This is a genomic window from Candidatus Vicinibacter proximus (assembly GCA_016713905.1).
GTDB classification, from domain to species: Bacteria; Bacteroidota; Bacteroidia; order Chitinophagales; family Saprospiraceae; genus Vicinibacter; species Vicinibacter proximus.
The window spans coordinates 1,050,442-1,077,119 of the sequence record JADJOE010000003.1; the positions used below are offsets into that span (position 1 = coordinate 1,050,442).

Here is a 26,678-nt window from a genome sequence, read left to right on the forward strand (position 1 = left end):
AATGTGGTTTCACAATTCATCAATAAGTGGACAATATTTTATTCACCCTATGTTTAAACCGATGCTGATAAAATTCAAATAACTCAAAAGATAGAATAACCGCTGTAATAATCAGAATAAATCCAAGCTTAATATTCAAAACACATAATAACAAAATACAGACAGAATATAGAAAAATGAATTGTAAAATCTGAATTAGTCTTATGAACGCAACTGTGAAAAAAAACTTTCTTTCAATAACTCTTAAAAATATAAAGTAATTGACAAAAAATATAAGGAAAGCAAAAAGATATAATAAAAATTCAGGTACATCATCAATAAAGTCTGAATCCAACAACATAGAAATTATATTCGCATGAATGATTACACCAAACATATCCGGAACTGATCTACCTGAAGATCTTTCATTTAAGGGTGTATAATACCTATCCTTCATAGATAGTGACCCATCATGCTCTCCACAAAATCCAATCAGCACAATTTTATCCTTGAAATATTCTTCTTCATACGCACTGGTATCTGCAAGAAATTGATCTATATTAACTAATGCATAATGAGAATTCTGACCACTGTTAATGGGAAAAATCATGTTGGATATCCCAGGCTGCACTCTTCTGAAATTTATCCATTCCTTATCCACTCCTCTGGATTTAAGTCTGGCTAACACTTCAGGTTCATACTCCATTGCAATCTTTGTTGAAAAAGAAGGCATTTCAGTATTTTCAACCATATGAAAAGGCTCAAAAGTACGCACAGAGAAGCCATCATTTGTAGCCAGATTGAAATAGGCTTCTTTAACATTATTTGCAAAAAAAGGATGACTATGCATTTCCATAGTGGAATGATAAGGTATCTTTGCTTCTTCAAAGGAGAACCCAAGTATTACTCTTGAAGAATTAGCAATTGCAATACTTAAGAGTGTATCATCAGGAGTTGAATACAAGGTATCAAAGAGTAAATCCACACCAATCACTTTAGTTGATCTACTTGAAAGAAAATTAATGGTCTTTGCAATTTTTTTCCTGTCCGTAATTCCAGTATTTATTACAAAGATTCTGTTATCAAAAAGTTTAGGGTCATTATGATCTCTAAATTTTGAGAATGAAACATCTATTAAATCCTGATGCTTTATCGCCTCACTAAAAGGGTCGATAAATAATTGATTCACGGGCAAATGATGCAATAAGTATAAAAATAATACAGAAATTATTGAAAAAATAAAGCCGTGATAATACTTAAACTGATTCAAAAAATAGTAATTAATTCATCCATAAAATTGGAGTAAAGAAAAAAATCAAAATTGTTTGGTTGTAATTCTTTCTTTTAAATCTCCCTTCCGATCTAGCAAATATACTAATTCCGTTTGCTTACAATACAAATAATTTCCATAGGTTGTTTGCGCATAAAAATGATTGGGATTTCCAATTGCCTGTTCCATCAAGGACTTAAAATTAGTCTTTTTATTGGAACGTTCCATCTGCCTGCGAATACTCAGCACCGGTCCAGTTGGCGCTTGAAATTGATATCTAATCAATTGATCGTCAATTTGATATAAGAATCTAAATCCTCCATTACGTTCATCCAACACACAATTTTTAACTTTAATATCATTCAAACTTAAAAAAACATCTTCAGATGACTGAACAGTTTCCAATTGGGTGCAAGGAAGAGAAGTAGCAGCATTAATGACACATTTGTTAAAAACATCAATATTGTAATACGTTTGAATTTTTAAGTTAGATGCTGATGACTTTATGATTGAATTAAAGTAAATCATGCATTGACTGTTTTGCTGTAATGCATAGCTAATGCCTACAGCCATTTTTAATTTAAGTAACTTTTCTTTTTCAACTAATGTATTCGATTTAGCATATTTATCAAAAAAGTTAATCGCATCCCTATATTCTCCTCTTAGATTCAATGCACAAATCAAATTAATTGCAGGAATAGAATATTCGGGATTAATTTCCAAAGCTTTTTTAAATAATTCAATTCCTCGATCCAGGTATTGCTTTCTGATGAGCTTGTTTTCCTCAGAAATGGGACCTCTTGCTTTTTGCAACTTAGACAAATTGGAATTAACATCTAGTTCAAAAGGATATGCATAAATATCCTTTTCTTCATCATATAACTGGGCAGCCAAATATACATTAACCAAACCAAGATTATTATAAATTTCAGCGCCTTGATATCTATTCAAAATATATCTATAACATAATTCAGCCAATGTATATTCTGTATACATAACCAGTATATTGGCACATTCATACAATTGAATTAATTCGTTTGCCATTTCCAAAACCGTTTCTGAACTTTTTATTCGTTCTGACTTTGGAGGATAGCCGTTAAGATGTGCGCTATTCAAGCTATACTTTTCATAAATTGAATTGATCAAACTTTTGATTATAGATGATGGTTTAAAACCAGCAAGGTAACATATAAAAACTCCTTGCAGATCGGCTTCCCTTTCCTCCAGATATTTATGCTTACCAACATCATTGGTCATCAAAAAGTTAGAAGACTCATTATTGGATTTCTTGTGCTTCTGAATGGCGTGACTTAATTCGTGGGCTATTACAAAAGCTAAAGCATTCAATGAGTCCTTCTTAAATTCCCTACAAATATTATAGAGTTTTTCCTCTACCCTAATGAGATGCTCTCCAGGAACGTAGACAGCACCAATGCTTGAGCTTTTAACCAATGCAATCTTTGGCTTATAGATCTGGGGAATGGAGGCTGCATGATACAATTGCACCAAAACCTTATGTATAGTATTTAGCTTATAATCATTTTGTTTACCATGACTAATACCGATACTCCAAAAAAATAGAAGAAATATATAAAGATAAAATTTATTGCAAGTCCCCATTCCGGCTTTAATGTTCCAATTTGCTTAATAAGTTTTTTGCCTCTGCAGCCCTATTATATGTATCCCTTGAGGACAAATCGGATAAAATTGATTTGGAAAGTTCCACATCAGCATTATTATGAATCAACTGCAAAGCATAATACCAGCAAGCATCGCTTGCCAATTCAAAACTCTTCTGACTACACAGTGATTTGAAAATGGGCCCAGACTTATCGAACCTACCTAAATTTAAATGATTAAGTCCCAAGTAATATTGAACTATTGGAATTCCAGGTTTATCTACATTAAAATTTTCAAGAAGTTTCAAAGACTCGGTAAAATTACCACTTTCCAGATAGATCAAAGCTTGTTTAATGGTATCCTCAGCTTGCATACCTGAAATCAAACCAGAAACATTAAATCTTTCTATATCCTTCTTTAATTGCTCCCTGTCAAGCTTATTGTAATTAGCAAACAATTCAGAACCATTTAACTTATCCGGTGTCAACCAAATGAATACCGTTGTAGATACAGCAATTAAAATCGCTGCAGCAATTAAATATTTAAAGCCATTCATGGAGATTAAATTCCCACCAGATCTCCCTCCGCTAGAAACAGATTTTCCATTTTTAAAGAAATTCTTCTCTTCCAAGTCTTTTTGAATTTTATTTATGGAAGCTCTTACTTGTTCATCCCCCCAATATTCAATTCCCTCAATAATAGTTCTATATTCGAGCAATAATTTCTGAAGCTGAGGTTCAGATTCCAATCTACTTTCGAAAATTTTGCATTCTTCCTCATTCATATCTCCCTCCAAAAACCGGACGATATCTTCTTCCATTTGTATATTTTTATCCATAACATTTAAGTTTGAAGATTTTGAAAATCAGTGGACCCTGACACCAACCTTTTGAGTCCTTGTAAACATCTATACTTTTTTACTTTAATAAAGCTCTCACTATATCCTGTAGTACTCGCTATTTCAACAGCAGATTGCTTCAAATAAAACGCTCCATAAATTATCTTCCTGCACTCATCACTAATTTCATTTAATTTATTCAAAACGATATCAATAAGTGCATTTGTCTGAATTAATTCAGGCATTTCATCAATGGCTGCAATGGAATCGTCATGATCGTTAAATTCTACATTAACATATCGTCCTTTTTCTTTGATTTTTTTCAACCAAATATTTTTTGCCATACCTAGAATATAATACTTTTCATTGACGATCTGACTTGACGTTGGTTTTTGACACATCTTAAAATACAATAAAGCCACTTCCTGAAAAATATCTTTGGCATCATCTGAAGTACCGCTATTATTCACTATATACTGCCTTACCAGTGCAAAATAGGATTTATATAATGCGGTAATTTTTATATCTATTTGTTCATCCATTAGATTTTCAGATGACCCTCTTATCTCATTCATATCACTTACCTGATTCATGATTTCTTTAATTATTTTGACTATTTACCGCCCAGATTGTATGAAATCCCAAGAAAATATCCGCTTTCTAACCTGCCTTCAGTAGGTATTATGCCATCTCCTATTACAATTTCATCCCCTACTTGAAAATTTTTAGATAACCGCTTCACCTTCGAAAACATAAACCCACCTGAAATCACAAGATCCTGTGATTTGCCAATCATAATACTTGGGCCAACAAAAAATGCCAGCTTATCGGCAGCCTGCTGATTGGTCAAAGGTACTCCAAAACCGAGTGACAGGGCAGGTGTTACAGTAGATTTCAATTGATAACTTAAATTAACCATAGAACTTATCAAAGGCACATACTTATCAGCATCTTCAGCGGTCAAAACATTGTTTTGAACATAATAAGTTTGAGGAGTATTATTGAATGCGGCCCCTTGAATGCCCATTGAAGTGGACACTCCAAAATTTCCATAGGTGTTGATTTTAAGTTTTAGCGTTTTGTAAATTTGAAGACTGCTCTCAGGAGCAAGCGTAGAACTTACAGTTGAATCTCTTAAATAAATTTTCAATTCATACAGGATGAACTTACTGGTAGCTTCTGTATGATAAGTTATTGAAAAATTATTGTTGATGGTTTCCATATACTTGATATATACTTTTTGGATGGCACTCAAATGATCAATTTCCCCAATATTTTTAACCATTGCAACCTTGTTTTCTAATGTGGCTACCGATCCGGAAATTGCATTCTGTTGTTGATCGTATTGCTTTAGCAAAGGATAAAGGGCTTCTATCCCGTGATCCGAATTCTTGAGTTTATTATGCAATCTTCTTAATTCCGATAACTTCTTATTGTAATCTCCAACCTTTGAGGCCACGTTAGACTGCAATATTGGCAGCTCTTGTAATTTCAAATTTAATTCTGAAATATCTTTTATTGCAAAGGATGCACCATCTTCAATCATAAGCGCTTCATTGAAATAGGTCATTAAAAGTTCTTTGATCACAGAAGGTGCAATATTGGGATTTACAGAAAGACTATTTACAAAACTCATGTCTCCCAATAAAAGACTGGAGGATTTAAGTCTTTTATTTATCTCTGTGAGTTGACTATTTATTTCAAAACTCTCTGACTCCATTTCCCTTAACAGGTCTTTGTACTCTTCCAAATCCTCTTGATCGCCCCTTGCCTGGGTCAAGGCATTAGGTGCTGTCATGGCAGATAAAATACTGCCAAATACCGGCATATTCATCATGGGCAATCCAGCGGCTCCTCCAGGGATTAAACTTCCAATCAAACTTGGCATTAGACCTAGGAAACTATTGGACTCATTCTCAAAACCGGGAGGCGGTGTACTATGAAAGGTCGTTACAATTTCTGATTGATAAATGTAATTATTGTATTCTACAAGGTGGAGATACACTTGCTTTCCCTTCTTTACGGCAAGATCTTTTGTTAGCTTACCATTTTTCTCGTACCATATACTATCTCTATATAGATTGTAATATATATGTAGGTCTTGTGCCTGAGACAAATGAATAATCAGATAAAAAAAGCTAAATAAAAAGTATTTCATATAAAAATTTTATTTTACGATAGTAAATGAATCAGAATAAATATTTATGTCAGAAATTGGAATACTCACTGGTCTTCCACCTCTGGTTTGCATTAAATCTTCGGATTTAGTTTCGTTAAACAATTTTTCAAATGGACTTTGTTGAACTCCACCTCTTGTCCCTAAGGTTGCTTTAAGGTCAATAGGCTTATCAGAGCTTATTAGTTTGAAGACCTCATTACCCAATGGCACACCTATTTCAAATTCAACCGGGAATAATATTTTCTGATCAGGAAGAATCCGCATCTCTTCTGGTGTAGCTGATCCCGTAGGCAGTAACACATGGATTACATTATCTGGTTGAACATCCAGCAGTGTAAAATATGCTGGTTTAATCCCTTCATTAATGATTAAAATTTTCACCTTCGCATTAAGAGATAATTTTTTTGAACCTGAATCATCTATATTAAGACTTCTTAAATTGTCTACATCTTTTTCGTCAATAATACTATCAACAGGAATGATTTTAAAGCTAACTTTTATATCAGAACCTTCCAATTCAAGCTTACGAATAAAATCACCGTGTAAATATTCTTTTAATTTTTTGTGCACTTTAAAAGTAAAACTCTTTGGTAGTTGAATTTTATTCACCAAAATACTGTCTAGTGTATAATTATCAAAGGTCTTCAACACAATTGCGCCTTCAGCATTTGAATGGGATACATAGTGCACACTAATTTTGGGTGCCAGCTGATCTTTTTTAATATAAGGTTTAGAAAAAACGATATCTTCTATTTGTTTGGCAAGGTCTATGTCATCCACAAAAACACCCAGACTGATGGAAATAACGCCAAGATTTTTTTGAGTAACATATATCCATGAAGATTTAATGATGGATTTATCGATTGCTGAGTCCAAGGTTACGGTAGAAACGGTTGGAAAGCTTTTGGTTATTTTCCCGGTAGCATAAGGTTTAGCATGATCAATATCCCTTGTGTCTGGTGGAAATAAAGCGACTTCAGATCCTTTGAACACGCCATTTAGTTCGCCAGTGTTGATGCTACATTCAGTTTCTGAAAAAATATTGGTTGCCTGAAAATACGAAGCCTTACCTAAGAGCTTTCCATTTGCAATTTCAAGATCCAACTCCCCTTCAGCCTGCGGTTGTTGAAGAGGAGCAATTACACTCATTTCAACTCTTATTTTATCATAAAGCGCTCTGTAAGACTCTTCGGGCTTTGCCTTTACTAACCATTTTGAAAGTGCATAAGTAAGTGAACCAAAATGCTCACCGGTTTCGGTAGTCATTTCATAGTTCAACTGATTCTGTGCAGAACCAAAGAAAGCAACCATCGGTGAAAGTTTGGCGGAACTACCTGGAGAGGTAGCCTGATGCTGCAAATCATTGTTGTCCTTTTTCAGAACTACTTCTTGATTTTTCTTCAAATATTCATCACTTGCCATAACTTCAGTCGTTCCACGGGCAAGAACAGCTCCTCTGGTACCCGTCCCTGAATGACAAGCATCCAATACTACTAATAGTTGACCATTGGGTCCAATTTTTTCTCTGATTTTTGTGAGATTCTGATTAAGTTCATCATCGGTAATTAAATTCTCTCCTTCGTAAACTCCTGCTTGGAATTTTTTAGGGGAATCATAAGGCACAATGCATTCATCTAATCCATCAATTTCATCTCCGTCTTTGTCTGGTCGTTGCTGACCATGCCCAGAAAATTGAAAATAAACCATATCCCCAGCTTTAACTTTTGGCAACAAATCGTTTTTTATTGAAGATAAGATTCCCTGACGGGTTGCTTTTGAGTCACTGATTTCGGCTATGTTCTCAGCAATAAAACCTTGACTTTCCAATGCAGTTTTAACCAGCTTTATATCGTTGGCAGAATTAATTGAAGCCCAACCACCAGTTTCCGGATAATTTCCTACCCCTATGAGCAGAGCCTTCTTAACCTGGCTTTGTCCTAAAAGACTGTTGGTGAGCAGTGTAAAAAGCAGGACTGCAGAGCTTAGAAAAACGGTTAGTAAATTAAACTTTTTCATATTTCAAATATATACATCTATTGTCGCTCATGTATACCTTATTTAGTGCAATGGTTATCACTTTTGGGACAATAATTTTAGTAAAGAATAAATAGAACCACCCATTTAATGGATATAGAGTTTAAAATTAGCCTATTTCATGGATTTATGGTAATAATTGCAAGCCTCCCCTGAATTAATTAATGATTCGGCAAAATTCGATTTTTTCCAAAAAAGATTTTAGATTGCATCTATAATAATCAAATTTAGTTCTAAGAAAAAATAAAATGACAAAACACCAAGCTAACAAATTGATTATTAGCAATTTAATAAAACATTTTAAAATATAAACTAATTTATTGACACGTCTAATGAAAATTCTTCAAATTTCTAAAACCTACTCACTCAATTAATGATAGCAATTATTAAATTCAAATAAAGTTGAATGAATCCAATTAAATATAAATTCAAATAATATTCTTAAATTAATATTAGCATTTAAAATAAAAGTACTTTAAAGTGATAACCTGACACCAAAAACAAACACTTCTTAAATATTGGATTCAAAAGTCAACAACGATTTTACTTTAAATTTTAAAACATAAAATATGAAATTCAATTCCAAATCAAGTTCCTTTTTTCTCATTGCATTTGCAATGCTCTCATCATTCTTTTTCCATGAAACTTTTGCTCAAGAACAAAAAATTACCCCCCTTACAAAAGAAAGCAAATCTGTAGAAAAACCAAAAAAAGGAATACTTCGTAATGAGGTGTCTCTTAATCCAGATGAATTAGTTTATACAGGATTCATCTATGTAAAATGCGGAAAAGATTTGCGAGAAGTAAAAAGAGCGGCCTTGCCAAGAAAACTTGTAACTTACGGAACAGATCATAAAGTCAGCAAGGTAGATGTGGCAGGATTTAAGACTGCCATGAATTACAAGCCATCCAGCTTATGCAAAGAACCAGAAGGTGCAGGAAAAGAATATTTCTTTATCTCACTTTCAAAAGAAGCTAATGTGCAAGGCAAACTACAATCCCGAGCAATTCCTACCAATTGCACTTATGAAATGACCAAAGATTGCAACTTAGAAAGATATGCAAAAAATTGCAACAGTGCCATTCTTTGCTCTTGCGAAGGACAAACCTATGGAGCGTGCGGTAACCCCGGTTGTAAAGATATGATTATGATTTGTCCCGACTATAAGGAAGATTAAATCCACTAATAACTCTTCATTCAACAAACAAATATTAAAAAATAAATCCATTTTTTTTAAACCTTTAATTCATTAAATAATTATGAAAATTTTATCGTTTATCAACTCAAAACATTTATTCTGTCTAATCCTACTTGCTAGTGCCGGTGGTCTCATGTCTCAAGACTTAAAAAAGAATCCTCCACAGACTCAAACCACCAAACCAGGAATGAAGGCCAGCAAACCAAAAGTCATAGAGGCTTCCAGTTCTGCAAATCCCGAAGAATTAATTTACACAGGTATTATTTATTCCAAATGTGGAAATGAAATCGTGGAAGTAAAAAGGGCCTTGATGCCCAGAAAATATGTAATTATTGGTGCCAATAACAAAATTGAAAAAGTAGATGCAGATGGTTTTAAAAAATCTATAAAATACAATGCTACTCAGGCGTGTAAACTTGGTTCCGGCACAGAATTTTTTGCCCTGCAAAGAAACACAAATCTGCCAAAAGGAGAAAGTCTAAATAAAAAACCTTCCGCTTGTGTGGTTGAACTCATCAATGATTTCTGCCACAGTATGAGCAGTGCCGATCCTTGTAATGCCGCAAAATACTGCGCTTGTGAAGAACAATTGCAACCAAGGCAAGCTTGTAGAGAAACTGCTTGTAAAGATATAGTGATCTGGTGCAACAACCAGACTTCCAAATAAACTGAGGCCTTAAAAAATTAATTTGCGTGTACACTTTTTTTTAAAAGACCCAGTCCTATCACTATATGAAAAGCTTCTTTTTCCTTGTATTCAGTATCTGTTTTAACATAGCAATATCTGAATGCAGGGAAAGAGATGCTTTATTTAATAAGCAGAAGCAAATTGTTCAAACTATCAACACCTACGCCATTGTCGTGGGTATTTCTAATTATCAGGACCCCGCAATTGCAGACTTAAAAGATGCCAGACGAGACGCAGAAACTTTTGCTGCCTGGCTTTATTCCGATGGTGGTGGAAATCTTCCACAGGAGAATGTAGTTCTACTTACTGATGAACAAGCAACACTTTCAAGAACGGCCCACGCAATCAATAGAATAGCCCAAGTCATTACAAAAAATGATAAATTAATATTGTATTTTTCAGGTTATGGCGCCGGAAATTTACGAGTGGACAGACTTCCGGATTTCTTCTATTTTAATGACACTCCTTCTGATGCAATAAGAGCAGGTTCCTACCCAATGATGCAACATTTTGCACATCTGATTAAAAGTAAAAAAAATCCTTACCTGATTATTAATCATCTTTATTCCCGTAATAACCATTCTACTCATGAAAGTTTAAGTCCTCAAGTCTATAGAAAAAAACTTTTTAAGAATGAGATCTTTTACGACCACATGATTAATGAATCTGCAGATTTATTATTTGGACTTAATTCCCTAAAGTTAAATTTAAACCATCACCTGATGGATGCATTATTGGGATTAGCAGATCAAAATAAAAATGACCGGGTAAGTTTTGAAGAACTTGGCAATTATTTTAACTTTTTAAAAGTGCCTAAAGAGACAGGGCCCGGTCTACTTTTCCTCGCTTGTTCAAAATCAAATGATGAGATTGCCAAGGTGGATGTTGCGTTAATTAAAACCATTAGGAATCATAAAGACCCTAACTTTCCTTCCATATTAAAATCAGAAGGCACAGAAAAAGAACAAAAAATCATATCTCTATTAAATCAAAACATTCAAGACTTATACCAAAATTTTCTCATCTCGATAAAACTTGGGCATTTAATGGCGCCCGATCTGCCAAACGCCACACTAATCCTGGATTCCATGGCTCTGTATGAAGAATTGAAACCATTGATTTCTGATTTCAGAAGAAAGCTAAGTGCTGCATTGCAGGATGAAACACAGCAAGCTATAAATGCCTATCTGAATGCAGATTCAAAAGAGCTGCTTAGGCGAACTAATTTTAAAGATAAATATCGGAAATATCCGGAATATCTGGAGAAATCTATTCAGTTGACTGGAAAGCCAAATTTTATGTATAATATTTTGGAAGCAAAAAAATACTATTTTTTGGGTTTGAATAAAAGATTTGAAGCTATTGATTCTAAAAAGAAAAAATTATTTGACGAGGCATTAGAATTGCAATTAAAAGGATTGGAGTTTGAACCTGAGGCCTCTTTTATTCTGAATGAAATTGCCAACATATATGCCAGCACGAATAAACCTGAATTGGCTAAAAAATATTTCCATGAAGCGATAATTCTGACTCCGGGTTGGAGTATCCCCTATTCCAATTTGAGTAAATTAAGCATAAACAGTCCTGTTGAATCCATCAAATATGGCAAGATGGCAACCAGGTTAAATGAAACTAATGTTTTTGCATGGAACAGTCTTGGGACTGCCTATTTAAGAAACAACAATTTGGAAGATGCTGAATCATGTTTTATTCGTGCCATCAAACTGGAACCAAAATATTCTGAAGCCTTTTAAAACTTGCCTGCATCAGATCCATTAAAAATGAAATTCCAGAAGCACTTAAGCTACTTGAAAACGCTTGTTTTTTAGGATTTAATGAACCGGAATATATTTATCGTGATTCGGACTTTATAAATCTTAGAAAATCCAACCAGTTTGATCAACTGATGTCAAAATATTTTTCAAACTATAATAAAGATAAATAATTCAACCCATGAAATATTCTTTACTACTATTTAGCATTTGCTTTAACGGTTTTCTATTTTCACAATCGAATAAAGAAATTTCAAAGGGAGTATCCCCAATTCCATTAATTGATGATAAACATTCAACATTAAAAAACACCTACGCCGTCGTCGTCGGCATCTCTGACTACCAGGACAAAGACATTCCCGATTTGCGATTTGCCGATAAGGATGCTGAGGCGTTTGCTAACTTTCTGCGATCTCCTTCAGGAGGATCGTTAAACGGTGATCACCTTCAAGTGTTGACCAATACCCAGGCTACCGCAGGTCGTTTAGCTGAAGCGCTGGATGCCCTTATCGAGAAAGCCAAAAAGGACGATCAGGTAATCATCTACTTCTCCGGGCATGGGGATGTAGAAGGAAAAAAATTGACCCAACCAGGCTTTCTGCTTTGCTGGGATGCGCCGTCGCGGGTGTATATGGGAGGCGGAACTTATTCCTTATCTTTTTTACAAGAAGTTGTCTCTACCCTATCGGTGCAAAATCAGGCCAAAGTCATAGTCATCACCGATGCCTGTCATGCCGGAAAATTATCCGGTAACCAAATCGGTGGCGCGCAACTCACAACTGCAAATCTTGCGAAACAATATGCTAATGAAGTAAAGATCCTCTCTTGTCAACCTAATGAATTTTCACTCGAAGGTCCTCAATGGGGTGGTGGTCGTGGGGTATTTAGTTATCATCTTATTGATGGTTTGTTTGGATTAGCAGATCGTAACAATGACGGCCAAGTTACCTTAGGTGAAATTGACCGCTATCTGGAGGATCATGTCACTGGAGAAGCTGCTCCGCAAAGTCAAATCCCCATTTTACTTGGAAGCAAAACAGAGCCATTGGCGAAGGTAGACCAAAAAATTATGGCGGAAATAAAGAAGAACAAGTTAAATGCAATACCAGTTTTCGCAGAAATTGATGGTAAAGGAATTGAAGGTAATTTGTTACACAACCTGGATACAACTATCCATAAAATATACCTGGCTTTCAATTTGGCGATTAAAGAAAAACGATTTTTTAAACCCAGGGGTAATTCCGCCGAAGGTTATTTTGCAGCTCTCATGAGGGAGGAATCTTTGAAACCTTTCTATGGTCTAATCAAAAGAAACTACGCTGCAGCGCTGCAGGATGATGCGCAGCAAGTCATAAATATTTGGTTGGCAGCTGATGTTAAGCAATTAGAATGTATAGGTAAAACATTAAATCTTAACGCCATACCGGAGCAACTTGAAGAAGCAGCCCAACTATTAGGTGAAACTCATTATATGTACCCATCTATACAGGCTAGAAAATTTTTATTTCAAGGGATTTTGGCACAACGAAATTTAATCTCTGACGCGACGCTTACTAGAAATTGCATGAAGCTATTTGAAAAGTCAAAAGAACTGGAGCCACAGTCTCCCTTGCCTTGGTATTGTTTGAGTCAAATCTATGTCTCAAAACTGAAACTATCTGACTCAGCCTTTATAGCTGCACAATTTGCAAAGAATCTTGCACCAAATTGGGTACTGCCATTTGCCGATCTCGCCCACTATTTCAACAACAGCAGACAAGGTATTTTGGCAAAAAAAGCTTTGCAAGAAGCTGAGGCCATCGATTCCTTGCACCCTTATGTGATCAATAGATGGGCGGATTGGAATTTGATTCAAGGGAATAAAATGATAGCATTGGATTTATATCTAAAATACAGATTGTCAGGAGGTAAATTATACACCTGCTGGCACAACAATTTAGCTATGATTTTGCAAGATTTGGGAAAATTCAAAGATACTGAAGTAGAATTGCTAAATGCACTTGCTTTAGACTCAACTAATGCAGTAGTTTGGGTTACATTGGCCGAAAATTACAGGAAACTCAAGACTTTTGACAAAACTGAGTCAGCATTAAAAAAGGCAATTTCTCTGCAACCCAATTTGGTCGAAGCATGGGTGAATTTAGGTCAGCTCTACATTCAGACCCAAAAATTTAATGATGCGGAGTATGCGCTTAAAAAATCCATAGCACTTGATTCTAGTATGGTAATGGCGTGGGGAAACCTAGGTGATCTGTATAGACAGACCAAACAATATGTTGAGTCAGAGATTGCGTTGAAAAAAGTGATTGCCCTTGATTCAAACTTTTATCAAGCCCATTATATGCTTGGTATGGTTTGTTATAGAACTTTGAGAATGGAAGAGGCTAATAAGTATTTTTTAAAAGCCAGAGCAATAAATCCAAAATTTAGAAGCTCATTTATTGGTTTGGCCTATGTCCTAGTTGCAAATGGCAAGGCTATCGATGCAATTGGCTATGTTGAACAGGCAATCAACCTCGGTGTTAAATTTGAACAACTCGAGAATGATCAAGATCTAAAACCGCTCCATGCATTTCCTGAATGGAAAAGTATGTTGAAAAAATATTTTCCAGATACAATGAAGGAATAAGTTATGAAGTACTGTATCATTTATTTTCTGTTTCCATTTTTGGTGTATGCGCAAAATCAAAAGGGTGCATCCCCAAAAGCCAATACCCAATCCCGAAGCCTCGAGACCAACAGCGCCACCTATGCTGTCGTGGTCGGTATCTCCGACTACCAGGACAAGGATATTCCTGATCTGCGCTTTGCCGATAAGGATGCCGAGGCATTTGCTAATTTCCTGCGGTCACCTGCGGGTGGCTCTCTCAACACTGATCATTTGAAAGTATTGTTAAACAAACAAGCCACCATGGCTCAGTTTGCCAATGCACTGGATTGGCTGATGGAAAATGCCAAAGAGAACGATCAGGCAATAGTTTATTTCTCTGGTCATGGTGATGTAGAAAAGAAGACTTTGACTCAACCGGGGTTTTTGTTATGTTGGGATGCACCTGCCAGAGTTTATATGGCAGGTGGAGCATTTGCGCTTCCGATGTTGCAGGAAGTCATTTCTACATTATCTATACAAACCAAGGCTAAAGTGGTAGTGATCTTAGATGCTTGTCGCGCAGGGAAACTCGCCGGTAGTTCTGTTGGTGGTGCACAAGCTACTGCAGCTAATTTATCAAAGCAATTTGCCAATGAAGTCAAGATGTTATCCTGCCAACCAAACGAATACTCCATAGAGGGCGAACAATGGGGTGGAGGTCGAGGTGCTTTTTCTTTTAATTTGGTCAATTCTTTGTATGGATTGGCAGATGCCAATCAAGACCTAGTGGTGACTCTGCAGGAAGTTGGTCGTTATCTTGAAGACCACGTAACTGCCGAAGTTGCCCCAGTTAACCAAATGCCAATGGTTTTGGGCAATCGGAATGAAAAAATAGCTATAGTTGATCCGTCCATTTTAGCTGCCTTTCAAACTGTAAAGGCCAATCAAATGGCAATGTTGTCGGCCATAGATACAAGAGGGATTGAGGAGGATGTTTTAGGCACATTAGACTCAACTACCTTAATGATTTACAAACTTTTCAAAAAATCGCTTGAAGATCAAGTTTTTTGGAACCAGCTACGCAGTGTTCCGAGGCTTATTACCAATTACTTATGGCCGAACCTAGAATGAAACGCCTCCATTCGACCATCACACGCAACTATGCTGCAGCTTTACAAGAAGAAGCACAGCAGACTTTAAATTTTTGGCTAAAAGTCAATTTGACTAAAAACATGCAGCCCGGTTCAAATCAAAAAACTCCTTTTAGTAAAGTTAAAGTAAGAATTCAGAGTTTCAGTAAGTACCTGGAAAGAGCGGCTGAACTGTTAGGTAACAAACATTATATGTACAAATCCTTAATGGCCAGAAAGTATTTTTTTGAAGGATATCTGTTGGCAAATACACATAATAATCCGGATAAGAACTTGGGAGAAATGGCATTGGCGCACTTTCGCCAATCTTTAAAATGGGAACCTGACCAACCACATGTCTATTGGCAGATGAGTAGGGTATTTGGACATAACCTACCTGAACCCGATTCAGTTGAGCATTATACTCAGGCGGCAATTAATTTGTACCCATCGTGGATAAAGCCAAAAGTTGAAGGCGCTTTTTTACTTTTTGAGAATTTTAATCGATGGTCAAAAGCACAAGTTCTTCTGGATCAGGCAATCCAAATAGATTCAACTTCAGATGAGTTATTTAATGTTTTAAGCTTGTATAATCTTAAACAAAACAAATTTGAAACAGCGGAACATTACATCAAAAAGGCTATTTCTCTTGATTCCACTGATGGTTTTTATTGGTACAACTTTGGGGCAACATTGAAAAGTAAAGGCGAATGGGAAAAAGCGATACATGCAGTTAAAACTGCCATACAGCTGGATTCAGCTTTTGCCCCCGCTTGGCGCCTCCTAGGAAATCTGTATACAAAAACGAATCGTCTTGCAGAAACGGAGCAGCCGTTATTAAAATCTGTAGCACTTGACCCAATGCTGTATAATGGGTATGTAGATTTGGGAAAATTGTACTTTCAAACCAATCGCATCAATGAGGCGGAAACATCCTTAAAAAAGGCAATCTCATTAGACGAAAAGGAGGGACAAGCCCATTTCGAATTAGGGTTTCTCTATTCGCGTACTAAGCGCTTTTCAGAAGCAAAACAACAGTATGAAAAGGCGATAAGCTGCGATACCACCAACAAATTCTATTGGCTAGATTTCGGAAGTTTGTATCTTGAATACCAACAATATGACAAAGCAATTGAAATCTACAAAAAATCCATTTCTATAGACTCTACCTATAACCTCAGCTATAACCAACTGGGGTATGCCTACTTGGCCACCTCCAATTTTATCTTAGCTGAACAGGCCTTAAAAAAGGCCATATTTTTAGATTCAACGCTTGCTAATCCGAATAAGCACCTTGGCATGGTTTACTATAAAACGAACAGAATGGCAGAATCAAGGAAATGCATTCAGAAAGCGCTTTCCCTTAACCCCAAGTATGCAGCTGCATATATTGCTTTGGCTTGCCTTGACTTTTCTGAGGGAAAATTGTCAGAATCACTTGAAAACATCGAAAAGGCCATCGCGAATGGCTTAGGCTATATGCAATTGATTAAAGATGAAGAGCTTACGTTGCTGCGTGAAAAACCGGAGTGGAAAACCATTATGAAAAAACACTTCCCCGATAAATTTAAAGACTAAAAAAAAAAAATCAAGACGATGAAATACTTTATCATCTTTTTAGCAGTACCTCTTTTATCTTTTTCTCAAAACAAAGGAGTATCACCAAATTCAACCAATTCGACCAGTTCATCTGGCCAAACTTACGCAGTCGTCGTCGGCATCTCGGATTATCAGGACAAAGACATTCCTGATCTGCGATTTGCCGATAAAGACGCGGAGGCCTTTGCAAATTTCTTAAGATCAAACGCAGGAGGAAACCTGGATCATGACCATCTTAAATTGTTGGTAAATGAAGAGGCTACAATGGCACAATTCGCCAATGCCCTGGATTGGTTGTGGGAAGTTTGTAAGGAAGGGGATCAGGCCATTATTTATTTTTCGGGACATGGCGATGTTGAGAAAAAGAGTTTGACACAACCCGGATTTTTATTGTGTTGGGATGCTCCTGCACGAGTGTATATGGCCGGTGGAGCATTTGCATTGCCTATGTTGCAGGAAGTGGTTTCAACTTTATCTATACAAAACAAAGCCAAGGTCCTTGTCATAACCGATGCTTGTCGTTCGGGAACCCTGGCAGGAAGTTCAGTAGGAGGTTCACAAGCTACAGCAGCAAATCTTGCAAAACAATTTGGAAATGAAATCAAGATCATGTCATGCCAGCCGAATGAATACAGTATAGAAGGCCAGCAATGGGGCGGAGGGCGAGGTGCTTTTTCTTATCATCTTCTAGATGCACTTTATGGTTTAGCAGATAACAACAAAGACTTATTTGTGACTTTACAGGAAGTGGGAAGATATCTTGAAGATCATGTAACCAATGAAGTCGCGCCTGTCAGTCAGATGCCAATGGTAGTTGGAAATCGCAATGAACAATTAGCTAAAGTAGATAAAAATATATTAGCATCTATTATGTCAGGTAAGTCAAATCAAACTTTAATGTTGTCTGCAATTGAATCAAGAGGAATTGAGGAAGAAGTTTTGAAAGACCTTGACTCTTCCATTCATAAAGTGTATCATCTTTTTAAAAATGCTCTTAAAGAGAAAGTTTTTTTTGAACCAGTGAATGCTTGTGCAGATTCATATTATGAAAAATTAATTAAAGAACCAAAATTAGAACGATTGCATTCGACAATTAAACGAAATTATGCAGCTGCTTTACAGGATGATGCGCAACAAGTAATTAATATTTGGTTGAAAGCCGATGTAAAACAACTAGAATGTATTGGCAAAAGTATTCCATTAGAGCCAATTTCAAAATTGCTGGAAAAAGCAAGTTCTCTACTTGGTGAAAATCATTACATGTCTAAGGTTCTAATTTCAAGAAAACTTTTATTTGAAGGTGTTTTATTAAGTCAAAAAAATAGAAATCCTAATAAGAATTTGGCAATCAAATGCATTTCAAAATTTAATCAAGCAATTCTACTAGAGCCAAGTTCTCCAATTAATTGGCATCAAATGAGTTTGGTTTATTTGTACAATTTAAATCAAATAGATTCTGCAATTCAATGTATCAAAAAGGTAAAAGAGCTTGCTCCAAATTGGTTGCTTCCATTAGTTGATGTAGGCTTTGGGCTAATTGGAAAAGGAAATTTTAAATGGGCAAAATATTTTCTAGACGATGCTCGCTCGATAGATTCGTTACACCCCTATGTAATTCAATTTGAAGCAGAATGGTATTACTCCCAAGGAGGCTCCATCAATAACTTGAAAGCAATTCAATTATATGAAGAGTACTTAAAAAGGAATGGCCCTCAATTTCCATGTTGGTATTATGGATATTCAAATATTTTGAAATCAAATGGAAGACAAAAAGAAGCATTACAAGTATTGGAAGTAGCCTTGTCCATGGATTCAACAGAAGTTTTAATTTGGAGTTCACTTGGTAGATTCTTAAGTGAAATGAAAAATTATGAACAAGCAGAAACTGCAATTTTAAAAGCTATTTCCTTAGATTCGACAAACTTAAGAGCGTGGTTTGATTTAGGTCTTACCTACCAAAACCAAAATAAGTTTAAAGTAGCTGAAATTGCTTATAAAAAGGCAATTTCCTTGGATTCAAGTATCTGGTACCCCTGGTCTTATCTAGGCCTATTGTATTTAAATAAAGGAAGATTTATTGAAGCTGAGAGTACATATTTAAAGTACCTATCTCAAGATTCAACGGATGCATTAAGTTGGTCTAATTTAGGTCTAGTTTATAGTAATTTAAACAAACTTGAGGAGTCCGAACAAAGTTACAGAAAGTCAATTTCTTTAGATTCCACAAACACCACAACCTGGTCAAATCTTGGATTATTATATAGTAATATGAACAAACCTCTGAAATCAGAAAATGCTTATTTAAAGTCAATTTCTTTAGATTCCACAAACACCACAACCTGGTCGAATCTTGGATTATTATATAGTAATATGAACAAACCTCTGAAATCAGAAAATGCTTATTTAAAGTCAATTTCTTTAGATTCCACAAACACTACAACCTGGTCGAATCTTGGATTATTATATAGTAATATGAACAAACCTCTGAAATCAGAAAATGCTTATTTAAAGTCAATTTCTTTAGATTCCACAAACACCACAACCTGGTCGAATCTTGGATTATTATATTTCGATTTGGCTTGGTACGAAAAAGCCGAACATGCTTGTAGAAAGTCGATTTCTTTTGATTCATCAAATTACACCTGTTGGTCCAATCTAGGACTTTTATACAGTAAAATGAAAAGATTTCAGGAAGCTGAAGGGGCATTAAAACGATCGATCGCATTAAATTCAAAGTTCCCAAACCCAAATAAACACCTTGGGATAGTTTATTTTAAAATGGGTCAAATGGAAACTGCTAAGAAATTTTTACAAAAAGCTATTGAATTAGATCAGGATTATTTAAGTGCTTATCTTGGAATGTCATACGTGTTGATTTCAGAACACAACTATACTGAAGCAATACGATATATAGAACTTGCTATACAGAAAAAAGCTACACAAGAACAATTGGAAAAAGATGATGAGTTATCTGTATTGCGTAATGTAGCTGAATGGAACTCCCTGATGAAAAAGTATTTTCCTGAAACATTCAAAAATTAGAATTCTAAAAGTAATCTAAATTATTTGGGAATAATGAAAATGAAATTTGCAATAAAAAATAGACTTCCTAACCATGGTAAAATAATGTCCTTCTATACAAAACTTGGAATCTTCATATTTCCATTTTACATTTTTAGTCAACAACCTGTCCCTTCTGGAAAAGGGGCAACACCCATCTCAAAAATACAGATAAATGAGAACCAAAGAAAAAACACCTACGCCGTCGTCGTCGGCATCTCCGATTACCAGGACAAGGACATCCCAGACTTGCGTTTTGCAGATAAAGATGCAGAAGCATTTGCCAATTATTTGAGATCAAATGCCGGAGGAAACCTGGATCATGACCATCTTAAATTGTTGGTAAATGAAGAAGCTACAATGGCACAATTCGCCAATGCACTGGACTGGCTATGGGAAAATGTGAAAGAAGGTAATCAGGCTATCATTTATTTTTCCGGACATGGCGATGTTGAGAAAAAAAGTTTAACCCAGCCTGGCTTTCTACTATGTTGGGATGCTCCTGCTCGCGTCTATATGGCTGGAGGAGCATTTGCCTTACCGATGTTGCAAGAAGTGATTTCCACACTCTCTATTCAGAATAAAGCAAAAGTAATTGTCATTACAGATGCATGCAGGTCCGGAAAACTAGCAGGTAGTTCTGTGGGTGGGGCTCAAGCTACTGCCTCCAATCTTTCCAAGCAATTTGCGAATGAAATCAAAATATTATCATGTCAACCCAACGAATACTCCATTGAAGGAGAACAATGGGGCGGTGGCCGTGGTGCTTTTTCTTATAACCTCGTTAATGCCTTGTATGGTCTTGCTGATGTCAATAAAGACTTATCGATTACCTTACAGGAGATTGGCAGATACTTAGAAGACCATGTCGCTGCAGAGGTGGCACCGGTGAGTCAGTTACCGATGGTATTGGGTAATCGCAATGAAAAAGTTGCAACGGTAAATCCTATGATTCTCGCTAATGTGCAATCCGGCAGAGACCATAAAACGACGATGATTTCGCCAATAGAAGCACGAGGAATGGAAGAAGATGTTTTGACTCTAGTGGACAGCAGCACACGAACAGTATACAATCTGTTTAATAAAGCACTCAAAGATAAAGCATTTCTAGAACCTGTCAATCAATGTGCAGAGTCCTATTATGCTCTGCTGATCAGTGAGCCGAGGTTAGAACGTTTGCACTCTACTTTGAAAAGGAATTATGCAGCAGCACTGCAGGATGGAGCACAACAATGGTTAAATAGCTTTCTAAAGGACCCCAAGTTTCATGGTAAACGCAACTTAGACTTAGTGAGGCCATTTCCGATTTGGTTAAAAAGGGCAGCAGAATTATTGGGTGAAAAGCACTACATGCATGCTGTGCTTAGGGCAAGACAATATTTTTTTGAAGGAAAAATCTTAGCACCGTTAAGTCTGGGACCGAATAAGTCACTTGGACAAAAAGCGCTTGAAGCATTGAACATTTCGCTGCTTTGGGTGCCAAATCAACCTCATGTTTTTATGCGTTGCGGACAGATATACCAGTATATGTTTTTGAATGCTGATTCAGCTGAATATTATTTCAAAAAGGCAGCTGAATTTGCCCCAAACTGGGTTCTGCCATATACCCAATTAGCAACCCTTAACTTTGGTCAAAAGAATAAGCTTAATCAAGCTCAACGGTATTTAGAATATGCTGAAAAATTGGACTCCAATTCGGTGGATGTTTGCTATTGGTTTGCACAATATTATATCCATATTGGAGATTTGAAAAAAGCTGAAGCCACTTATAAAAAGTGTATACTGCTTGATGTTGAAAATCCAGAATTTCATAATGCTCTCGGGAATATCTTCCTTGATGCCAATCGGTTAGTGGAGGCAAGACAAGAATTTGAGCGTGCTGCATTGATGGATTCAATAGACAGTGAACCGGTAAGGCAATTGGGAATTACATTAGAGCTTATGCAAGACCATGATGGCGCAGAAAAGACTTTTTTGAGGTCCATTCAAATCGATTCTACTGACGCCCTGTCTTATTTTCAACTAGCCCTACTATATACTGCCAAGTTGCGCCATTTGGAAGCCGAGAAGCTTTATCTTAAAGCAACACAAATTGATCCATCATTTTCAGCTGCATTTTACAACATTGCATGTTTGAAAGCCACCGTTGGTCAGACAAATCTGGCATTTGAATATTTGGAGAAAGCCTTTGCCGCAGGCTTTATTGATTTTGAATTTGCCCAAAATGATACTGACCTAATGTCGTTAAGATCCCAAACCAAAAGATGGAATACCCTAATGAAAAACTACTTTCCGGATCAATTCAAAGATTAAAAAATTTAAATGAAATACATTTTCATCTTTTTAGCGATACCTATCTTGTCTTTTTCTCAAAACAAACCTGCCTTGCCGGCAGGCAGGGGTGTATCGCCAATTTCAACCAATTCGACCAGTTCATCTGGCCAAACTTACGCCGTGGTCGTTGGCATCTCCGATTACCAGGATCCCGGAATTCCGGATCTTCGATTTGCAGACAAGGACGCAGAAGCTTTTGCCAATTATCTGAGATCAAGCGCAGGTGGCAGATTAGATAATGATCATTTAAAATTGTTACTCAATAAAGATGCAACGGTTGCACAATTTGCCATGGCATTGGATTGGCTCATGGAAGTGGTAAAGGAAAATGACCAGGTCATACTTTATTTTTCGGGACATGGTGATGTAGAAAAGAAAACAATTACACAGCCTGGATATTTATTGTGTTGGGATGCTCCATCCAGAGTTTACTTAGCAGGTGGGGCCTTAGCCCTCCCTATGTTTCAGGACATCATCTCTACCCTATCCACACAAAATAAAGCTAAAGTAGTTGTGATTACCGATGCCTGCCGGTCAGGAAAGCTAGCCGGCAGCACTGTCGGTGGGTCACAAATTACCGGAGCCAATCTTGCTAAACAATATGCCAATGAAATAAAAATACTCTCCTGTCAGCCCAATGAATTCAGTATTGAAGGAGAACAATGGGGAGGAGGAAGAGGCGCCTTTAGTTATCACCTGATTGATGCACTCTATGGCTTGGCAGATAACAACAATGACCTCATTGTTAACCTCCAGGAGGCTGGAAGATATATTGAAGATCATGTCAGCGCAGAGGTTGCGCCGGTAAGTCAGGTACCCTTGGTTTTGGGAAATAGATCCGATGCTCTTTCAAAAGTGGATTCAAAGATGCTGGCCTCTATAAAATCAGGAAAATCAAATCAAATGAGTTTTTTATCTACAATTGATTCAAGAGGAATGGAAGACGATGTTTTAGCCACTGTGGACTCGTCAATGCATTTGACCTATAAATTATTTAAACAAGCGCTCAAGGATAAAATATTTTTAGTACCTGAAAATGCTTGTGCGGAAACCTATTATGTGCAATTAATAAATGAACCCAAATTAGAAAAGTTGCATTCGACTTTGAAAAGAAATTATGCAGCTGCATTACAAGATGATGCACAACAAGTCTTGAATAAATACTTAAAAGCAGACAAACTTGAAATTAGTCTTTCTCCAAAAACAAGGATTGACAAGTATCACAACTTTCCCCGACATTTGGAGCGTGCAGCGGAACTCCTGGGTGACAAACATTACCTCTATAGAATATTACAGGCAAGACGATCATATTTTGAAGGTTTTCCTTTAGAATCTATTGGTGGTTTCAACAGGACCACAGCCGAACAAGCTATGGCACATTTCAAAAAGGCACTCGAATGGCAACCCGATATGCCGAATGCTTTTTTGGGTATGAGTAGAATCTTTGGTTGGCAATTCTTTCAAATGGACTCTGCGGAATTTTACGCTCATAAGGCAACAGCAGCCGCACCTACCTGGATAATTCCGTATGTTGGAATTTCTGAGACTTACTCCCTAATCAAGAAATTCGATAAAGCAAAACAATTTCTTGACCTGGCTAACCAGATTGATTCCTCTGATGCATTGGTTTGGCAAGCATGGGCGATTTATTATTTCCACAAAAAAGAATACCCGGAAGCGGAGCGTAAATTAAAAAAATTGCTTACATTCCTAGACAGTACGATTTGCATGCCATGTACTTATACTCAATTGTGTGAGATCTACATGGTAACCGGTCGTAGCACGGAGGCTGAAGAGTTCTTAAAGAAATTAGTTGAATACGATTCCACCAATTATTCTTACCATTTGATGTTAGGAAAAATTTTCTCCTCCACTGGTCGTTTTGAAGCAGCTGAACAGGAATTTAGAAAGGTCTCGATCTTGGCTTCTGGTTACTCAAACCCAGACGATCTTTTCTACTATAATATGGTCATCGTTTATATTGCTCAAAATCAAATCGACAAGGCTTTCCAGTCTTTGGAAAAATCATTGATCGCTGGAAATGAAGATTTCGAATACATGCAGGAAGACAATGACCTTGCACCATTGCGGGTAAAGTCTGAGCAGTGGAAAGCATTAATGAAAAAATATTTTCCTCATAAATTCAAAGATTAAACGGATCACTGCATGAAAAATAAATCACCGCTTACCTTTTCGATTCTATTTGCTGTTGCAAACCTGTTTTCTCAGGGTCAAAAAGGCGCTGCACCAATATCCTCTGCAGAACAGAAAAAAGCAGGCAATACCTACGCAGTCGTCATCGGTATTTCCGACTACCAGGACAAGGACATTCCAGATCTGCGATTTGCAGACAAGGATGCTGAGGCATTTGCTAATTTCTTGAGATCCAATGCCGGAGGAAATCTGGATAACGATCACTTAAAACTGCTCTTAAATGAAAAAGCTACCGTCGCACAATTTGCCATTGCATTAGACTGGTTAATGGAGGTGGTGAAAGAACAGGACAAGGTAATTATTTATTTCTCCGGACATGGTGATGTAGAAAAGAAAACTATTACACAACCGGGTTATCTTTTATGCTGGGATGCTCCCGCAAGGGTGTATCTCGCAGGTGGAGCATTAGCTCTTCCCATGTTCCAGGACATCATCACTACCCTATCCACTCAAAACAAAGCAAAAGTTGTAGTCATAACCGATGCATGCCGTTCCGGAAAGCTTGCCGGCAGCACTGTCGGTGGATCACAAATTACCGGCGCCAATCTTGCTAAACAATACGCCAATGAAATAAAAATACTTTCCTGTCAGCCGAATGAATACAGTATTGAAGGGGAACAATGGGGTGGCGGCAGAGGTGCATTTAGCTATCACCTTATTGATGCGCTTTATGGTATGGCAGACCACAACAATGACCTCATTGTAAACCTCCAGGAGGCAGGAAGATATATTGAAGATCATGTCAGCGCTGAAGTTTCACCTGTAAGCCAGGTTCCAATGGTTTTAGGCAATAGAACGGATGCATTATCTTTTGTAGATTCTAAAATACTGACTTCTTTAATATCCGGAAAGTCTAGTCAAATATCCTTTTTATCTTCTATTGATTCCAGAGGAATGGAAGAGGATGTTTTATCTATGGTAGATACTTCCTTACGAATTATTTATAAACTATTTAATCAATCTCTTAAGGATAAAGTTTTTTTGGAACCGGTGAATGCCTGTGCAGATTCTTATTATGAACAATTAACCAGAGAACCTAAATTAGAGCGGTTGCACTCAACGTTAAGACGAAATTATGCAGCAGCCTTGCAGGATGATGCACAGCAGACGATAAATAAATACATGAAAGCTGAAGTACATGAGATGAGTCTCTCGTCTAAAACGAAATCCAACCGTTATCAAGACTTCCCGCACCAATTAGCCCGCGCAGCAGAATTGCTTGGACATAACCATTACCTCTATCGAACTCTACTTGCACGAAAAGCCTATTTTGAGGGATTCCCTTTGATTCACGGCGGTGAATTTACCCAGGAGATGCTCAGAAAAGCTGGTGAAAAATTCCACGAAGCTCTTTCATGGGAGCCTGATATGCCTCTTGCATTATTGGAGCTGAGTTGGATACATGGATTTGGCTTGGCAGAAGCTGACTCCTCAGTATATTATGCACGCAGAGCAACTGCAAATTCCCCCACTTGGATACTTCCCTATGTAAAGCTTTCGGAAATCTTTTCATCCATGCTTAATGATTTTAACAAAGCAAAAGAATATCTAGATCTGGCTGCCCAAATTGACTCTACCTCTCCTCTTTATTGGGAAGCTGAGGGTGCTTATTATTATTATCAAAATCGTTTCTCCGAGGCAGAGCCAGTGTTTAAAAAAATCATAGCTACAGCCTCAGCAGCCAATTGCTTGCCTTGTTCACAAAACTTGTTGGCCGACATTTACCTACAAATTGGGCGATTGGATGAAGCATTGGATGTTGCTCAAAATATGGTAGCGGCGGACAGTTCGAATTTTACTGCACATTCCACTTTAGGAACTGTTTTAACGAAAATGGGAAAATATAAAGAAGCGGAGCAGGAATTTCGGATAAGTTCTGATCTATCCGCCCTAAAAACAAACCCGGAAATTAACTTTACTTATTGGATGGCATATATCTACCTCAATCAAAATGAAATAGAAAAAGCATTTATGTCATTTGAACAATGCATCATGCTTGGTTACGACGATTATACTTGGATGCAAGTTGATCCAGATATTGCCCTGCTGCGTGCAAAAACAGAAAGGTGGAAGGCTCTTATGAAAAAGTATTTTCCTGAAAAAATAAAGGATTAGAATAATAAAATGGTATAATTCTAAAAAAATCTAATTAAATTGGGAATAATAAAAATT

General features: G+C 36.7%; 16 protein-coding genes. 10 read left to right on the forward strand and 6 right to left on the reverse strand.

All coding sequences use genetic code 11. The features are described from left to right. Positions 1-19: 19 nt before the first annotated feature. The 6 genes from IPJ83_12680 to IPJ83_12705 form a co-directional block, all read right to left on the reverse strand. On the reverse strand, positions 20-1,168 hold the full coding sequence (locus IPJ83_12680; protein ID MBK7881403.1) for a CHASE2 domain-containing protein: 1,149 nt from the start codon (positions 1,166-1,168) through the stop codon (positions 20-22). 126 nt (positions 1,169-1,294) lie between these two features. Further along, the gene (locus IPJ83_12685) at positions 1,295-2,758 is read right to left on the reverse strand and encodes a hypothetical protein (GenBank protein MBK7881404.1); all 1,464 of its coding nucleotides are present in this window, start codon (positions 2,756-2,758) and stop codon (positions 1,295-1,297) included. Positions 2,759-2,876: 118 nt separating this feature from the next. Continuing rightward, the gene (locus tag IPJ83_12690) at positions 2,877-3,707 is read right to left on the reverse strand and encodes a tetratricopeptide repeat protein (GenBank protein ID MBK7881405.1); all 831 of its coding nucleotides are present in this window, start codon (positions 3,705-3,707) and stop codon (positions 2,877-2,879) included. Positions 3,708-3,712: 5 nt separating this feature from the next. Further along, entirely contained in the window at positions 3,713-4,300 is a 588-nt protein-coding gene (locus IPJ83_12695) for a sigma-70 family RNA polymerase sigma factor (GenBank protein ID MBK7881406.1), read from the reverse strand. A gap of 20 nt (positions 4,301-4,320) precedes the next feature. Further along, positions 4,321-5,865, reverse strand: coding sequence for a hypothetical protein (locus IPJ83_12700; protein MBK7881407.1), 1,545 nt, complete (start codon positions 5,863-5,865; stop codon positions 4,321-4,323). 9 nt (positions 5,866-5,874) lie between these two features. After that, on the reverse strand, positions 5,875-7,902 hold the full coding sequence (locus IPJ83_12705; GenBank protein MBK7881408.1) for a caspase family protein: 2,028 nt from the start codon (positions 7,900-7,902) through the stop codon (positions 5,875-5,877). A 587-nt stretch (positions 7,903-8,489) separates the two neighbouring features. Here IPJ83_12705 and IPJ83_12710 point away from each other — a divergent pair. From IPJ83_12710 to IPJ83_12755, 10 genes are all read left to right on the forward strand, one after another. Beyond that, the gene (locus tag IPJ83_12710; protein MBK7881409.1) at positions 8,490-9,098 is read left to right on the forward strand and encodes a hypothetical protein; all 609 of its coding nucleotides are present in this window, start codon (positions 8,490-8,492) and stop codon (positions 9,096-9,098) included. Positions 9,099-9,180: 82 nt separating this feature from the next. Beyond that, positions 9,181-9,786: a hypothetical protein gene (locus IPJ83_12715; protein ID MBK7881410.1), complete on the forward strand. Its 606-nt coding sequence runs from the start codon at positions 9,181-9,183 to the stop codon at positions 9,784-9,786. Positions 9,787-9,851: 65 nt separating this feature from the next. Further along, positions 9,852-11,561 carry a tetratricopeptide repeat protein gene (locus tag IPJ83_12720; GenBank protein ID MBK7881411.1) on the forward strand — a complete coding sequence of 570 codons (1,710 nt, stop codon included), beginning with the start codon at positions 9,852-9,854 and terminating at the stop codon, positions 11,559-11,561. 199 nt (positions 11,562-11,760) lie between these two features. Continuing rightward, on the forward strand, positions 11,761-14,208 hold the full coding sequence (locus IPJ83_12725) for a caspase family protein (protein MBK7881412.1): 2,448 nt from the start codon (positions 11,761-11,763) through the stop codon (positions 14,206-14,208). Between the two features lie 3 nt (positions 14,209-14,211). After that, positions 14,212-15,300: a caspase family protein gene (locus tag IPJ83_12730; protein ID MBK7881413.1), complete on the forward strand. Its 1,089-nt coding sequence runs from the start codon at positions 14,212-14,214 to the stop codon at positions 15,298-15,300. Further along, the gene (locus IPJ83_12735; GenBank protein MBK7881414.1) at positions 15,282-16,877 is read left to right on the forward strand and encodes a tetratricopeptide repeat protein; all 1,596 of its coding nucleotides are present in this window, start codon (positions 15,282-15,284) and stop codon (positions 16,875-16,877) included. Before IPJ83_12730 ends, IPJ83_12735 begins: the two co-directional genes overlap by 19 nt. 18 nt (positions 16,878-16,895) lie before the next feature. Then, positions 16,896-19,940 (forward strand): tetratricopeptide repeat protein, encoded by a 3,045-nt coding sequence (locus IPJ83_12740; protein MBK7881415.1) that lies wholly within the window; start codon positions 16,896-16,898, stop codon positions 19,938-19,940. A 33-nt stretch (positions 19,941-19,973) separates the two neighbouring features. After that, positions 19,974-22,271, forward strand: a complete 2,298-nt coding sequence (locus tag IPJ83_12745) for a caspase family protein (protein MBK7881416.1) — start codon at positions 19,974-19,976, stop codon at positions 22,269-22,271. A 9-nt stretch (positions 22,272-22,280) separates the two neighbouring features. Further along, entirely contained in the window at positions 22,281-24,446 is a 2,166-nt protein-coding gene (locus IPJ83_12750) for a caspase family protein (GenBank protein ID MBK7881417.1), read from the forward strand. A gap of 12 nt (positions 24,447-24,458) precedes the next feature. Then, the gene (locus IPJ83_12755) at positions 24,459-26,621 is read left to right on the forward strand and encodes a caspase family protein (GenBank protein ID MBK7881418.1); all 2,163 of its coding nucleotides are present in this window, start codon (positions 24,459-24,461) and stop codon (positions 26,619-26,621) included. The last annotated feature ends 57 nt before the right edge of the window (positions 26,622-26,678 follow it).